10 protein-coding genes are annotated in these 15,083 nt (G+C 53.7%); 8 read left to right on the plus strand and 2 right to left on the minus strand.

What is annotated here, in order from left to right; all coding sequences use genetic code 11:
* Positions 1-10: 10 nt before the first annotated feature.
* Together AC6R0S_RS02885 and AC6R0S_RS02890 are read left to right on the plus strand one after the other, a co-directional pair.
* The gene (locus AC6R0S_RS02885; RefSeq protein ID WP_487902777.1) at positions 11-1,738 is read left to right on the plus strand and encodes a sodium:solute symporter family protein; all 1,728 of its coding nucleotides are present in this window, start codon (positions 11-13) and stop codon (positions 1,736-1,738) included.
* Between the two features lie 106 nt (positions 1,739-1,844).
* Positions 1,845-2,333 (plus strand): hypothetical protein, encoded by a 489-nt coding sequence (locus AC6R0S_RS02890; protein ID WP_500629840.1) that lies wholly within the window; start codon positions 1,845-1,847, stop codon positions 2,331-2,333.
* An 83-nt stretch (positions 2,334-2,416) separates the two neighbouring features.
* On the opposite strand, the gene AC6R0S_RS02895 is transcribed toward AC6R0S_RS02890, so the two are convergent.
* The gene (locus tag AC6R0S_RS02895; protein WP_500637166.1) at positions 2,417-5,908 is read right to left on the minus strand and encodes a hybrid sensor histidine kinase/response regulator; all 3,492 of its coding nucleotides are present in this window, start codon (positions 5,906-5,908) and stop codon (positions 2,417-2,419) included.
* 124 nt (positions 5,909-6,032) lie between these two features.
* The gene (locus AC6R0S_RS02900; protein WP_500637167.1) at positions 6,033-7,265 is read right to left on the minus strand and encodes a 3-phenylpropionate MFS transporter; all 1,233 of its coding nucleotides are present in this window, start codon (positions 7,263-7,265) and stop codon (positions 6,033-6,035) included.
* Positions 7,266-7,581: 316 nt separating this feature from the next.
* Here AC6R0S_RS02900 and AC6R0S_RS02905 point away from each other — a divergent pair, with 316 nt between their 5' ends.
* From AC6R0S_RS02905 to accC, 6 genes are all read left to right on the plus strand, one after another.
* On the plus strand, positions 7,582-9,408 hold the full coding sequence (locus AC6R0S_RS02905) for a DUF294 nucleotidyltransferase-like domain-containing protein (protein WP_500637168.1): 1,827 nt from the start codon (positions 7,582-7,584) through the stop codon (positions 9,406-9,408).
* An 8-nt stretch (positions 9,409-9,416) separates the two neighbouring features.
* On the plus strand, positions 9,417-10,052 hold the full coding sequence (locus tag AC6R0S_RS02910; protein ID WP_334554707.1) for a 3'-5' exonuclease: 636 nt from the start codon (positions 9,417-9,419) through the stop codon (positions 10,050-10,052).
* Positions 10,053-10,276: 224 nt separating this feature from the next.
* Entirely contained in the window at positions 10,277-12,229 is a 1,953-nt protein-coding gene (acs, locus tag AC6R0S_RS02915) for an acetate--CoA ligase (protein WP_487902787.1), read from the plus strand.
* A 369-nt stretch (positions 12,230-12,598) separates the two neighbouring features.
* On the plus strand, positions 12,599-13,048 hold the full coding sequence (gene aroQ, locus AC6R0S_RS02920) for a type II 3-dehydroquinate dehydratase (protein WP_334554711.1): 450 nt from the start codon (positions 12,599-12,601) through the stop codon (positions 13,046-13,048).
* Between the two features lie 96 nt (positions 13,049-13,144).
* Positions 13,145-13,609: an acetyl-CoA carboxylase biotin carboxyl carrier protein gene (gene accB / locus AC6R0S_RS02925; RefSeq protein WP_487902788.1), complete on the plus strand. Its 465-nt coding sequence runs from the start codon at positions 13,145-13,147 to the stop codon at positions 13,607-13,609.
* Positions 13,610-13,624: 15 nt separating this feature from the next.
* On the plus strand, positions 13,625-14,971 hold the full coding sequence (gene accC / locus AC6R0S_RS02930; protein ID WP_500633619.1) for an acetyl-CoA carboxylase biotin carboxylase subunit: 1,347 nt from the start codon (positions 13,625-13,627) through the stop codon (positions 14,969-14,971).
* Positions 14,972-15,083 lie beyond the last annotated feature (112 nt).

Consider the following 15,083-nt stretch of genomic DNA (forward strand, 5'->3'; position numbering starts at 1 on the left):
AGTCACTCAGATGGATTTGAAAACAATCACGTACCTTGTTGTGGGTGCCACTTTCATTCTCTATATCGGGATTGCGATTTGGGCACGCGCTGGGTCAACCAAAGAGTTTTATGTCGCAGGCGGCGGGGTTAACCCGATTGCCAATGGTATGGCGACGGCAGCGGACTGGATGTCAGCGGCGTCGTTTATCTCGATGGCGGGTCTGATTGCCTTTATGGGCTACGGCGGCTCCGTCTTCTTAATGGGTTGGACTGGCGGCTACGTGCTTCTCGCGCTGCTGCTTGCCCCTTATCTACGTAAGTTTGGTAAGTTCACCGTACCTGAGTTTGTCGGTGAGCGTTTCTACTCCAACACCGCGCGCGTGGTAGCGGTTGTCTGTCTTATCATCGCATCGGTGACCTACGTTATCGGTCAGATGAAAGGCGTGGGCGTGGCGTTTGGTCGCTTCTTGGAAGTGGACTACTCGACTGGCCTGTTGATCGGTATGTGTATCGTATTTGTCTACGCGGTAATGGGCGGCATGAAAGGCATCACCTACACGCAGATTGCTCAGTATTGCGTCCTCATTCTTGCTTACACTATTCCTGCAATCTTTATCTCTCTGCAACTGACCGGGCACCCTCTGCCACAAATAGGCCTGGGCAGTACCCTCTCCGGGACGGATGTCTATCTGCTCGACCGGCTCGATCAAGTGGTGACCGAACTCGGCTTTACCGAGTACACCACCCAAGTGCGGGGCGATACCCTCAACATGTTCGTCTACACCATGTCACTGATGATTGGTACGGCAGGTCTTCCGCACGTTATCATCCGTTTCTTCACGGTGCCAAAAGTGCGTGATGCGCGTACCTCTGCCGGTTGGGCATTGGTGTTTATCGCGATTCTTTACACCACAGCGCCAGCCGTATCGGCGATGGCTCGCTTGAACCTGATGGACACAGTGAACCCAGCGCCAGGCCAACATCTGGCTTATGATGAGCGTCCTGACTGGTTTAAGAACTGGGAAAAAACCGGCCTACTTGGCTTTGATGACAAAAACAACGACGGTTTGATTCAATACACATCGAGCGCTGCCACTAACGAACTGAAGGTGGACAACGACATCATGGTATTGGCTAACCCTGAGATTGCGAAACTGCCTAACTGGGTGATTGCATTAGTCGCCGCCGGTGGCCTAGCGGCAGCACTGTCGACCGCCGCGGGCTTGCTATTGGCGATCTCCTCCGCCATCTCCCATGACTTGATCAAAGGGGTCATCAACCCGAACATCTCCGAGAAGAAAGAGCTGATGGCGAGCCGGATATCCATGGCCGTCGCCATTGCAGTGGCGGGCTATCTTGGTCTCAATCCTCCCGGCTTTGCCGCAGGTACGGTAGCCTTGGCCTTTGGTCTTGCCGCCTCGTCGATCTTCCCAGCATTGATGATGGGTATCTTCAGCAAAAACATCAACAAAGAGGGCGCGATTGCAGGCATGATCGCCGGTATCACCATCACGCTGTTCTACGTATTCCAGCACAAGGGTATCTTGTTTATCTCTGACTGGACTTACCTAGAGAGCTGGGGCAGCAACTGGTTCCTAGGCATTGAGCCTAACGCCTTTGGTGCCATCGGTGCTGTCGTCAACTTCATCGTCGCGTTCGCGGTATCAAAAGTGACCGCAGAAACGCCACAAGAAGTGAAAGATTTGGTCGAGCACGTTCGTGTTCCAGCCGGTGCTGGCGAAGCGGTTGACCATTAATCCTTAACCTCTACCACAAAAGCCCCGTTTGGGGCTTTTTTATTCTTCAAATTGGGTTAACTTACTGTTGTAAAGAAAAACTTGGAGCTGTTGCAAGGAAGCCAAGATGTTCAAAAATAAACACTTTATCATTGCTCTATTGATTGCCCCGATTCTCTCCATCATCGCCTATTTCGGTACCGATTTGGCCGTGAGTGAAAAGCCACACGCCGCCAAAGAGGGCCAAGCGTATAAGTTGGTCAGCAAATCCAACTGCCGCTATACCAGTGGTCTGTGTGACATGGAAAATGGCGAGTTCAAAATTAAGTTTCGCTCTGAAAAGTTGACCGAAGAGACGTTAGAACTCTCAATGAGTTCGCTGCACCCATTGCAAGGGGTCAAACTGTCGCTAGTGAATGACATCGACACCACCACGACCCCCGTCGACATGCAACGCGCCGACAGTGAGGGCAAACAGTGGTTCATCACCCTACCCAGCCCCGCCTCCCAAGAGAGCTGGCTTCGCGTCGCGGCGCAATCCGATGGCACCCTCTACTACGGTGATACCCAAACGGCGTTTGTGACCTATGAGACCTTGTTTACTGGCAATGAATGATGGGCCGCAAAGGAACCATGAACGAAAAGGGAAAGCGATGTTCGCTTTCCCTTTTCGTTTACACCTATGAATTTTCCGTCAGGCTAAAGCCCATTCAGCATAGCTCTCAATTTCAACGGTTTGACCGGCTTGGCGATAAACGCAAATCCGCTCGACTCGATGCCTTGCATCATCTCTTGGGTGCGATCGGCGCTGATGATCACCCCTTTAAATCGCGCGCCCAGTCGCAAGCGACATTGCTGCAACACTTCTAAACCCGTTCGGCCGTGATCGAGGCGGTAATCAGACAAAATCACATCCGGCTGCCACTGCTCGTCCATCGCCGCCAACGCGCTGACCAGATCGGTGGCGCTGCGCACCTCACATCCCCAGCGGCCAAGCAGTGTCTCCATCCCGACCAAAATATCCGTTTCGTTATCGACACACAGCACGCGCAAGTGGCTGAGATCGCCGACACTCGGCGCCGCGGCAGGCACAGGGGCTGGGCTGGCATGCACCGCGCGCGGCAGACGAATCGAAAACACGCTGCCACGCCCAGGCCATGAGCGCATCCCTATTTCATGATTGAGTACATGCGCGATACCTTTGGAAATGGCGAGCCCCAGACCCAACCCTTGATCGCGTAGCCCTTGGCCATCTTGGGCATGGCTGCCACGATTAAACTCTTCAAAGATCTCTTGCTGCTTGTCTTCATCAATCCCCACGCCGTTATCCCATACCTCAATGCGTGCCTCACCTTGGATGCGGCGCACGCCGAGCACTACCTTGCCTTGTGGGTTGTAACGAAACGCATTGGTGAGGAAGTTTTGCACCACGCGGCGCAGCAGTTTAGGGTCTGACTCAACCACCAAGTCACTCGGCATCATGCGAAAGTCGATACCTTGCTTTTTCGCCAGAGCGCTAAACTCGGCATTGAGGTTGGAGAGCACATCATTGAGCGCAAAGGGGTGAATGTGAACCTCCAGCTTGCCAGACTCCAAACGCGAAATATCGAGCAGATCGCCAATCAAATCTTCTGCCGCGCCAAGGGCACTTTCGATATGGTGAGCAAGACGCTGCGCCTCTGACTCTTTCCCCTCCTCCATAGCAGTCGAAGAAGAAATAGAGACCGAGTCAGCTTTCGTCACTTCAGATAAAGAGGAGGCAAACAAGCGCGCGGCATTGAGCGGCTGCATCAAATCGTGGCTCACCGCGGCCAGAAAGCGTGATTTGGACTGCGATTCGCGCTCGGAACGCTGGGTCGCACTGACCAACTTTTTGTTGAGTTTTTCCAGCTCAAAGGTGCGCTCTCGAACGCGCTCTTCTAGGGTTTCATTGGCGTCGATCAGCGCCTGCTCGGCGTCGCGGAACACGGTAATGTCGGTAAAACTCATCACAAAGCCGCCGCCGGGCATCGGGTTGCCTTGCACCTCAATCACGCGCCCATCGGGCCTGACACGTGAAGAGGTATGACGCGTGCCTTGTTCTAAGTGATACACCCGCCTGCGAACGTGATCTTCTGGGTCACCGGGGCCACACAGCCCCTGCTCGGCGTTGTGGCGAATCACATCGGCGATCGGCCTGCCCACTTGAATCAAGCCGGGCGGAAACTCAAATAACTCAAGATACCGCTGATTCCACGCCACCAAACGCAATTGCTTGTCCACCACGGCAATGCCTTGACCAATATGTTCAATCGCCCCTTGCAGCAAGCCGCGACTAAAGTCATACAGCTCGGAGGCCTCATCGACAATGGTCGCCACCTCTTCAAGCTGCATGTTGCGCCCTTGCAGCGCAGAGGTGAGCACCAGCTTCGCCGACGAGGCACCAAACACGCCGGCCAACACGCGCTCAGTATGGCGAATCAAGGTCGAGGGCGCTTGCTGATTAGGCATCAGTGTCTCGCGTTGCTGCTGCCAATATTGACGAAACGCGCTGCGCACCCGCTGCCTGCCGACAAAGCGTGAGGCGAGCATTTCCAACTCACCGACCGTCACTCGGCTCTGGTAAAGGCTCATGTTCTCGCTCTCTGGCAGCGGCGTACCGATAAACGAGGCCGACTGTAACCGCTCGCTAAGGCTCGAGCGCGTGACACTCGACACCAGCAAATAGAAGAACAGGTTAGCGCTGATGCTCAGCAGCATCCCCCAATCAGAGCGCGCAATGCCCAGTGATGCCAATCCTTCTGGCGGCGTGATGATCCACAACAGGAAGTTGCTTTGTGCATCCCCCGCTAAGATGCCGGTTTGGCTCATCAAGGTGATCAGCCATAAGGTAAAACCAAAACCTAGCCCGACATACACACCTTTGCGATTGCCTTGACGCCAGTACATGCCGCCAATCAGCGCCGGGGCAAACTGGGTGATCGCCGCAAACGAGAGAAAACCGATCGCAGAGAGCGAATGAATGCTGCCCAGCGCCTGATAAAAGCCCCAAGCGCCAAGCAGTAGCAGCAAAATCAAGCCGCGACGAATGATCAACAGCAAGCCAGAGAAGTGACGATGGTTACGATGCGAGAGGCGCATACGGCGCAGCAGTAATGGCATCACCATATCATTCGACACCATGATCGCCAGCGCGATGGTCGAGACAATCACCATGCCACTGGCCGCCGAGGTGCCGCCTAAAAACGCCAGCAGAGCGAAATCTTGCGCGCCCACCGCCATAGGCAAGCTGATCACATAGGTATCTGGGCTTTCGCCGCTTAAGATGCCTTGGCCGACCCACGCAATCGGCAGGACAAACAGCCCCATTAATACCAGATAAAGCGGGAAGAGCCAGCGCGCGGTATGCAAATCTTGCGCGCGTTCGTTCTCCACCACCATGGTATGAAACTGACGCGGCAAACAGACGATCGCCATCATGGTCAGGGCGGTGTGGATCAGCAACGTCGGGATATTGGGGGATTGATAAGTCTCGGCGGCAATCGCCATCAGCTGAATGTCACTGCGGCTAAAGGCGAGATAGAGAATAAAACAGCCGACCACCAAAAACGCCACCAGCTTGACCAGCGACTCAAACGCAATCGCCATCATCATGCCGCGGTGGTGCTCGGTATTATCAATATGACGCGTACCAAACAGCATGGTAAACACCGCCAGCGCCCCGACCACAAACCATGACACATCAAAACCAAAGCGGGCGAAATCCTCACTCACGCTCGGCGCGATGATCTCTAGCCCCATGGTAATGCCACGCAGTTGCAGCGCGATGTAGGGCAAAATACCAATCACAGCAATAAAGGTGATCGCCACTGCCAGCCCTTGAGATTTACCATAACGAGCCGCGATAAAGTCGGCGATGGAAGTAATATGCTCACGCTTGGCGGTGATCACCAAGCGAGCGAGGACGCGCCAACCGAGGGTAAAGACCAGAATCGGCGCCACATAGATAGGCAGAAAGGACCAAGGATTGCTGCTCGCCTGACCGACGGTGCCATAAAACGTCCATGAGGTGCAGTAGACCGCAATCGAAAGGCTGTAGACCCAAGGCCGCCAGCGCGACAACCACTTGACGCGATTATCGCCATACCATGCGATCAAAAAAAGCAGCCCAAGATAGAGAAGCGAAACCGCGATCACCAACCAACCTTGCATTCGATATCCTTATCGTCGTTTATCGGTACTCCCCATCGCCGCGCCAGTGAGGTGAGCGATAAGGGTTAACTTATTAAACGAATTTGCTGGCGGCAACTCAATCGACTTGAGTAAATTCTGTGCTTTACGCGCCGCTTTCCGTGGCTTTTTCTCCCTCTTGCGGCTCTGCTTCCTTGGCGGCTTGCGCTTCATTGACAAATTGCTCAGAGGTCACGGGATTCTCTTGTGGCGCCACTTTAATAAATAGCGACACAGCGCCCATCAAGGCCATCGCCCAGAAGACGTTTGCGCCCCAGTGCTCAAAACCCCAGCCGCTTAAGGTCGTCATCAAAGCAATCACAGCGCCAAGCGGAATGGCATTGTACAAGGCTTGCAGCGCCACCATTTTTCGTTGCTCGGAGTGTTGGATGTACTGAATCGCGGCAATGTGCGCCACCGCAAAGGTCACGCCGTGCAGCAGTTGAATCAGCACCAAAGCGAGCAGTAGCGTCGTCGATGCCGTCATGCCCCAACGCACCATCACCCCAATTGAGGCGAGCGCAAACATAGCGCGCAGTGACCAACCAGAAAACAGTCGCTTGCTCAGGGCAAACACCGCCACTTCCGCCACCACCCCTAAGCTCCACAAATAGCCGATGATGTCTTCGGAGTACCCCGCCGCTTTCCAATGAATCGCACTAAAGCTGTAGTACGCCGCATGACTGCCCTGAATCAGCGCCACCAGCAGGAGAAACTTCACCACTGGACCTTCACGCAGCAGCTCCATCAATTTCGGTCTCACGCCAGCACTGACATCACTGGTCACCGGCATAGGCTGGATGCGCCTTAAACTCATTAGCCAAGCCGCCAACATGCCCGCCATCGCCGTCAACACAATCATGTCGCTGCCAAAATGGGCAACCATAAACCCGACCACGGTCGAGCCGGCAATAAAGGCAATCGACCCCCACAAGCGCGTGCGACCATAATCGAGCTTATTGAGTCGCGCGTAGTAGTTGGCCATCGCATCAGAGAGCGGCACAATCGGCCCGCAGCAAAGGTTAAACTGCACCGTCGCCAGCGCCATTAACCAAAAACTTCCGCCGGTAAAAAAGTGGAAACCAACAAACAGCAGCCCCGCCAAACTGAACCAACGCAGCGCCGGCATCAAGTGCTCTACCTTATGAATGCGCGGCGTTAACACCAAGTTCGCCACGCAGCGCGTCGCAAAGCCAATCCCGACCAAGACACCAATGTCGGTCGGCGTCACTCCTTGGTTTTCAAACCACAGCGCCCAAAACGGCAAATAGACGCCATAAGCAAAAAAGAACCCCGCAAAATATTGTGAGATCCAACCATAGGGAGAAGGAGTGAACATGCAAACCTCAGTCAGGATAAGGGAGTAGACAACGGCGGCATTATGACCGCGTTTGCATGGAATAAAAAGGGAAGAAGTGCCTAGAGGTTAGTTCCTAGTTCCTAGAAGACAGTGCCTAGAAGGCAGTGCCTAGTTCCTAGAAGTGGGTTGCTAGAAGCACGAGCCGACTTCCTAGAATCAGACCTCTAGGAACTAGGCACTAGAAACTAGGCACTCCCCCCCTATAAGACCAAAGTCGTCTGGCATTTATACGCTGATCGCGCACACTTTATTTATTCACCTACCCCGAACTGTAGAGCGAGAGTGTAGAGCCGCTATGCCTGATAAATTCAATATGCAGTCACCGCCGTTTGATAGGCTGAGTGAAGCGCAGCAAACCGAGTTGCGCTCGGCGCTGGATGTCGCCTATTTCCGCACTAAGGAGAGCTTGATTAAGCCCGGCGCGCGTGTGGATCATCTGCATATTTTGATCAAAGGCGCGGTGGAAGAGCGCTCGCAGGATGGCAACGAAATTTTTGCTCACTACGCCAATGATGACTTGTTTGATGTGCGCGGCCTGTTTGATGGCCAATCTAAGCACCATTACGTGGCGCTAGAAGATACCCTCGCTTACCTACTGCCCAAAGCGACCTTTATGGCGCTCTACAACGAGAATGGCCAGTTTGCCGCCTATTTTGATACCAATCTGGCGCGCCGTCAGGAATTGATTGAAGCCGCGCAGCAGCAGCAAAACCTAGCCGAGTTCATTCTGACCAAAGTCGATAAAGCCATCTATCATCCACCGATGGTGATTGCCCCCAATATGCCGCTCAATGAAGTGACCCGCACACTCAAAGAGAACGCTATTGATGCCGCTCTGGTACGATTAGAAGAGGATGACCCAAGGCTTGCCGACCATCCTCATGAGCTGCCCTTTGGCATTGTCACGCGCACCAATATGCTCCATGCGGTCATGTTGGATGACCACCCACTCGACACCCCAGTGGGCGAGATCGCAACATTTCCTGTCATCCATGTCGACGATGGCGAGTTTCTGTTTAATGCGATGATCAAAATGACGCGTCAACGCATGAAGCGCGTGATGGTCGCCGATGGCAAAGAAGCGGTCGGCATGCTGGATATGACGCAAATCCTCAGCGCCTTTTCCACTCACTCACATGTGTTGAGTTTGAGCATTGCCAGAGCGAGCAGTGTCGAAGAGCTCGCGCTCGCGTCGAACCGCCAGCGCCACTTGGTCGAGAGCCTGCTTGGCAATGGTATTCGCACCCGCTTTATCATGGAGCTGATTTCTGCCGTTAATGAACAAATTATCGAGAAAGCCTTTGAACTGATTGTTCCTCCCGCCCTTCACGATCACTGCTGTTTGATCGTTTTAGGCTCAGAAGGGCGTGGGGAGCAGATCTTAAAAACCGACCAAGACAACGCGCTGATTCTCGCCCCCGATCTGGAATGGCCGCAGTGTGAAGCCGTCATGCAGCAGCTGACCCATACTTTGCAGCAGCTGGGTTATCCGCTCTGCCCAGGCAATGTGATGGTCAACAATCCGCAGTGGGTCAGAAGCCAGACGCAATGGAGCGCCACCTTGAGCCGCTGGGCCAAAGCGAGCAGCGCCGATCAGATTATGAACTTGGCAATTTTCAGTGACGCACATGCAGTGGCGGGCAATCTCGCGCTCCTCGACCCCATCATGGAACACCTTCATCGATTGATGCTCAACAACATGTTGGCGCTGCAGGACTTTTGTCGTCCGGCGCTGCAATTCTCTCTGCCACTGACGCTGCTTGGCAACGTCAAAACCGACAAAAAGGGAGTCGATCTGAAAAGTGGCGGCATCTTCCCCATCGTGCATGGTATTCGTACCTTGGCGCTGGAATACGGCATTGAGGAGCACAACACCTTTGAACGCATCGAAAGTCTTGCGCGCAAAAAAATCCTCGAGCCTGATACCGCTGACAACCTCAGTGAAGCGCTGAAACTGTTTTTTAAACTGCGCCTTCATCAGCAGCTTGGTAACCAACACACCCACAACCGAATTGACCTCAAACAGCTCGATCGCACCGAGCGCGATCTGCTGCGCCACAGTTTGCACGTGGTGAAGAAATTTAAGCAGTTTCTCAGCTATCACTACCAGATCCGAGATTGAGGCCATCCATGAACCTATTGATGCGTCGTTACTGGTACTACAAACTCAAAGGCAGCCCCTACCAATCGTTATTTGGCGCGTTGCAAAAAGGGGAGTACGTGTCACTCGATTGTGAAACCACCAGCCTCGACCCCAACCGCGCCGAGCTGGTCACGATTGCGGCGACCAAAATCATCGACAATCGCATCCTCACCAGTGCGCCCTTTGAAGTGCGCCTACGCGCGCCGCAATCGCTCGACTCGGGCTCAGTGAAAATTCACCACATTCGCCACCAAGACTTGCTCGATGGCATCGATGAAAAACGCGCTCTGATCAAACTGCTTGATTTTATCGGCAATCGGCCTTTGGTCGGCTATCACATCCGTTACGATAAGAAAATCCTCGACTTAGCGTGTCGCAAGCAGTTGGGGTTTCCTCTGCCCAACCCACTCATCGAAGTGAGCCAGATCTACCACGACAAGCTGGAAAAACACCTGCCTAACGCCTATTTCGATTTGAGCCTCGATGCCATCTGCAAACATCTCGACCTGCCGCTGCAAAGCCGCCATGACGCGCTGCAAGACGCCATCGCCGCGGCGATGGTGTTTGTGCGTTTAACCCACGGCGACTTACCGAGCCTCAACTTGCCCTACGTCTCACGCTGAACGTACGCAAGGAGAACGAACACAAGGAGAGTGCGCGAGATCGCAAAGTTCGCCATTACGCCGACCACGGCCACCGATATCTCGCCCATTCATCCTAAAGTCTAATTGTCGAATCGAGGGCGGTGGCCGAAAGTGAACAGTAATTCAAACGCTCACCGTTTAAAACGACAACAAACAGGACACCTTTGCTTGGCAAGCCCAAGCAGAGCATAAGGAGATTAGCCATGAGTGAAGCCCACGTGTATCCAGTCAAAGAGAACATCAAAGCCACGACCCACGCGGACAATGACACCTACCTTGCCATGTACCAACAATCGGTCACGGACCCAACCGCGTTTTGGAGCGAGCACGGCAAAGTGGTGGATTGGATCAAACCCTTCACTAAAGTCAAAAGCACCTCGTTCGATACCGGCCACGTCGATATTCGCTGGTTTGAAGATGGCACACTGAACGTCTCCGCCAACTGTATTGACCGCCACCTGGCTGAGCGCGGCGATGACGTCGCCATCATCTGGGAAGGGGACGACCCGGCAGACGACAAAACGCTCACGTTTAACGAGTTGCACAAAGAGGTGTGCCGTTTCTCTAACGCGCTGAAAGAGCAAGGCGTACACAAAGGCGATGTGGTCTGTCTGTACATGCCGATGGTACCAGAAGCGGCGATCGCCATGCTCGCCTGTACCCGCATTGGCGCGGTGCACACCGTCGTGTTTGGCGGCTTTTCACCTGAAGCGCTCTCTGGCCGTATTATTGACTCCGACGCCAAAGTGGTGATCACCGCCGATGAAGGCGTGCGCGGCGGTCGTGCGGTGCCTTTGAAGAAAAACGTCGATGAAGCGCTCACCAACCCCGAAGTGAAAACGATTGAAAAAGTCGTGGTGCTCAAACGTACAGGCGGCGACATTGATTGGCACGATCACCGCGATGTGTGGTGGCACAAAGCCACAGCCGCAGCCTCTGATCACTGCCCACCGGAAGAGATGAAAGCCGAAGATCCGCTGTTTATTCTCTACACCTCAGGCTCAACGGGCAAACCCAAAGGCGTGCTGCACACCACCGGCGGCTACCTGGTCTACGCCACCATGACATTCAAATATGTATTCGACTATCAACCGGGCGAAACCTTCTGGTGTACCGCCGATGTGGGTTGGATTACCGGTCACACCTATCTGATTTATGGCCCGCTCGCCAATGGCGCCAAAACCATTTTGTTTGAGGGTGTGCCGAACTATCCCAACACCAGTCGCATGAGCGAAGTGGTCGACAAGCATCAAGTCAACATTCTCTACACCGCGCCCACCGCGATTCGCGCTTTGATGGCGAAAGGCAATGAAGCCATCGAAGGCACCTCACGCGACAGCTTACGCATCATGGGCTCGGTCGGTGAACCCATCAACCCAGAAGCGTGGGAGTGGTACTACAAAACCATCGGTAATGAGCAATCTCCGATTGTGGATACCTGGTGGCAAACCGAAACCGGCGGCATTTTGATCACGCCGCTACCGGGCGCAACGGACCTCAAACCCGGCTCGGCGACCCGTCCTTTCTTTGGCGTTCAACCTGCGCTGGTCGATAACATGGGCAACGTAATTGAAGAACAAGCCGCTGAGGGCAACTTGGTGATCCTCGACTCTTGGCCAGGGCAGATGCGCACCGTGTATGGCGATCACGAGCGTTTTGAGCAAACCTATTTCTCCACCTTCAAAGGCATGTACTTTACCGGCGACGGCGCCCGTCGTGATGAAGATGGCTACTACTGGATCACCGGCCGTGTCGATGACGTGCTCAATGTCTCCGGTCACCGCATGGGTACTGCTGAGATTGAATCGGCGCTCGTTGCGCACGAAAAAATTGCCGAAGCAGCGATTGTTGGCATTCCGCACGACATTAAAGGCCAAGCCATCTACGCTTACGTGACGCTCATCGACGGCGAGTTCCCTTCTGCCGAGCTGCACAAAGAGGTCAAAGATTGGGTAAGAAAAGAGATAGGCCCAATTGCCACCCCAGATGTACTACACTGGACCGATTCGCTACCGAAAACCCGCTCGGGCAAAATCATGCGCCGCATCCTGCGCAAGATTGCCACTGGAGACACCAGCAACCTCGGCGACACCTCCACCTTGGCCGACCCAAGTGTGGTCGACAAGCTCATCAAAGAGAAAGCAGAGTTGGTTTAAGTGCCTAGTTCCTAGAGGCGAGTTCCTAGAGGGGACCACTCCAACACTCTCGCCACTCTAGGAACTAGGAACTAGGAACTAAAATTACCCGCCGCGCTTACAATAAGCGCGGCGTTTTTACATCCTCACTTTCACTCTTATCCCACTCTTATTCGTGCGCGAGAAGGCATCAAGCCTAGATCCTCGTCCCACTTCCTGACTCCCCTACAGGTGATTAGACCAGTAAATTGCTGCTAAATGCGCTGAATTAGCTATAATCTTGGTCAATTTCAAAGATTCGGCTCCGTTTGCATTAAAAATGACATGCCCTATCCTTGATAATGTGGGAATATTTGAGTTCATCTCAATAACTAGGAAGATAGCGACACAATGACAGCAAAATCACGCATTCTTGTCCTAAATGGTCCAAATCTCAACCTGCTTGGGCTAAGAGAGCCTGCCCACTACGGCTCTCACACCTTAGCGGACATTGTCGACAGCTTGATGGAACAAGCCCAGCAAGCGGATGTCGAACTGGAGCATTTGCAGTCAAACCGAGAGTATGAACTGATTGAAAAAATCCACGCGTCGCTCAACGAGGTGGACTTTATCATCATCAATCCAGCGGCCTTTACTCATACGAGTGTCGCGCTGCGCGATGCGCTGCTCGGCGTCGCGATTCCCTTTATTGAAGTGCACTTATCCAATGTGCACGCACGCGAGCCCTTCCGTCATCACTCTTACCTGTCTGATAAAGCAGTAGGTGTGATTTGTGGTTTAGGTGCACAAGGTTACCAATTTGCGTTGATGGCAGCGATAGACAAGCTCAAGTCAGCGTAACAAGACAACACGCGGCGGACAGATGGACGCCGATACTCACTACTCTGCAGCGCCTTTAGGCGCTGTCTTATTCACAAGATAAAAGAGAAAGACACAATGGATATCCGTAAAATTAAGAAGCTTATCGAATTAGTTGAAGAGTCTGGCATTGCTGAGCTAGAGATCTCTGAAGGTGAAGAGTCGGTACGCATCAGTCGTCACGGCGTTGCAGCGCCTGCGCAGCCTGCTCCTATCCAATACGCAGCCGCGCCAGCACCGGTTGCGGCGCCTGCGCCAGCCGCTGCCCCTGCTCCTGCAGCTCAAGAGTCTGCACCAGCAGCAGTGTCTGGTCACCAGGTTCTTTCTCCAATGGTTGGTACTTTCTACCGTTCACCAAGCCCAGATGCGAAAGCGTTTGTTGAAGTCGGTCAGAAAGTGAATGCCGGCGACACGCTATGTATCGTTGAAGCGATGAAAATGATGAACCAAATCGAAGCCGATAAATCTGGCGTCGTGACTGCCATCCTTGCTGAAGACGGCCAACCGGTAGAATTCGATCAACCGCTTGTTGTTATCGAATAATAGAGGCCCTCTGTTATGTTAGATAAAGTAGTCATCGCGAACCGAGGTGAAATTGCACTTCGTATCCTTCGCGCTTGTAAAGAGCTCGGTATCAAGACGGTAGCCGTCCACTCAACGGCTGACCGCGATCTTAAACACGTCCTGCTGGCAGACGAGACCGTCTGTATCGGCCCTGCACGTGGTATCGACAGTTACCTCAATATTCCTCGTATTATTTCTGCGGCAGAAGTGACCGGTGCGGTCGCTATCCACCCAGGTTACGGCTTCTTGTCGGAAAACGCAGACTTCGCTGAGCAAGTTGAGCGCAGCGGCTTCATCTTTGTCGGTCCAAAAGCTGAGACCATTCGCATGATGGGCGACAAAGTGTCAGCCATCACCGCAATGAAGAAAGCGGGCGTACCTTGTGTACCTGGCTCAGATGGCCCGCTCGACAACGACGAAGACAAAAACAAAGCCCACGCCAAACGCATCGGCTACCCAGTGATCATCAAAGCCTCTGGCGGCGGCGGCGGTCGTGGTATGCGTGTGGTCCGTGCTGAAAAAGACTTGGTGCAAGCCATTGCCATGACGCGCGCAGAAGCGAAAGCGGCCTTCAACAATGACATGGTCTACATGGAGAAATTCCTTGAAAACCCGCGTCACGTTGAAGTCCAGGTCATCGCAGACGGTCAAGGCGGCGCTATCCACCTTGGTGAACGTGACTGTTCTATGCAGCGTCGTCACCAAAAAGTGGTTGAAGAAGCACCGGCACCGGGCATCACGGCTGAAATGCGCAAGTACATCGGTGAGCGTTGTACCCGTGCGTGTATCGAGATCGGTTACCGCGGCGCAGGCACGTTCGAGTTCTTGTACGAAAACGGCGAGTTCTACTTCATCGAGATGAACACCCGTATTCAGGTTGAGCACCCAGTCACTGAAATGGTCACTGGCATCGACCTAATCAAAGAGCAGCTGCGTGTTGCTGCAGGTCAACCTCTGTCGTTCACGCAAGATGACATCAAAATCCGCGGCCACGCGATTGAGTGTCGTATCAACGCCGAAGACCCAGAGCGCTTCCTACCTTCACCGGGTAAAATTGAACGCTTCCACGCCCCTGGTGGCATGGGCGTACGTTGGGAATCGCACATCTACTCTGGTTACACAGTGCCACCGCACTATGACTCGATGATCGGCAAACTGATCACTTACGGTGAGAACCGTGATGTCGCGATCGCACGCATGAAGAATGCACTCGGCGAACTGATCGTCGAAGGCATCAAAACCAACGTGCCACTGCAAGAGATGATCATGAATGATGAGAACTTCCAACACGGCGGTGCCAACATTCATTACCTAGAGAAGAAACTTGGTCTAGACCACTAACTCTCTGAGTTATAACGCTCTCTCCTAACGCCCAGCCACCGCTGGGCGTTTTTATTCTTCACAGTCCCGTCTAGGAACTAACAACTAGGAACTAGCAACTCCCCCCTCTCGC

Source organism: Vibrio sp. R15-SG3-ISO1B (assembly GCF_059833835.1).

Excerpts from the sequence above, each read along its gene's own strand:
- AC6R0S_RS02885 (WP_487902777.1), top strand. The coding sequence starts at position 11 with ATGGATTTGAAAACAATCACGTACCTTGTTGTGGGTGCCACTTTCATT.
- AC6R0S_RS02890 (WP_500629840.1), top strand. The coding sequence starts at position 1,845 with ATGTTCAAAAATAAACACTTTATCATTGCTCTATTGATTGCCCCGATT.
- AC6R0S_RS02895 (WP_500637166.1), bottom strand. The coding sequence starts at position 5,908 with ATGCAAGGTTGGTTGGTGATCGCGGTTTCGCTTCTCTATCTTGGGCTG.
- AC6R0S_RS02900 (WP_500637167.1), bottom strand. The coding sequence starts at position 7,265 with ATGTTCACTCCTTCTCCCTATGGTTGGATCTCACAATATTTTGCGGGG.
- AC6R0S_RS02905 (WP_500637168.1), top strand. The coding sequence starts at position 7,582 with ATGCCTGATAAATTCAATATGCAGTCACCGCCGTTTGATAGGCTGAGT.
- AC6R0S_RS02910 (WP_334554707.1), top strand. The coding sequence starts at position 9,417 with ATGAACCTATTGATGCGTCGTTACTGGTACTACAAACTCAAAGGCAGC.
- acs (WP_487902787.1), top strand. The coding sequence starts at position 10,277 with ATGAGTGAAGCCCACGTGTATCCAGTCAAAGAGAACATCAAAGCCACG.
- aroQ (WP_334554711.1), top strand. The coding sequence starts at position 12,599 with ATGACAGCAAAATCACGCATTCTTGTCCTAAATGGTCCAAATCTCAAC.
- accB (WP_487902788.1), top strand. The coding sequence starts at position 13,145 with ATGGATATCCGTAAAATTAAGAAGCTTATCGAATTAGTTGAAGAGTCT.
- accC (WP_500633619.1), top strand. The coding sequence starts at position 13,625 with ATGTTAGATAAAGTAGTCATCGCGAACCGAGGTGAAATTGCACTTCGT.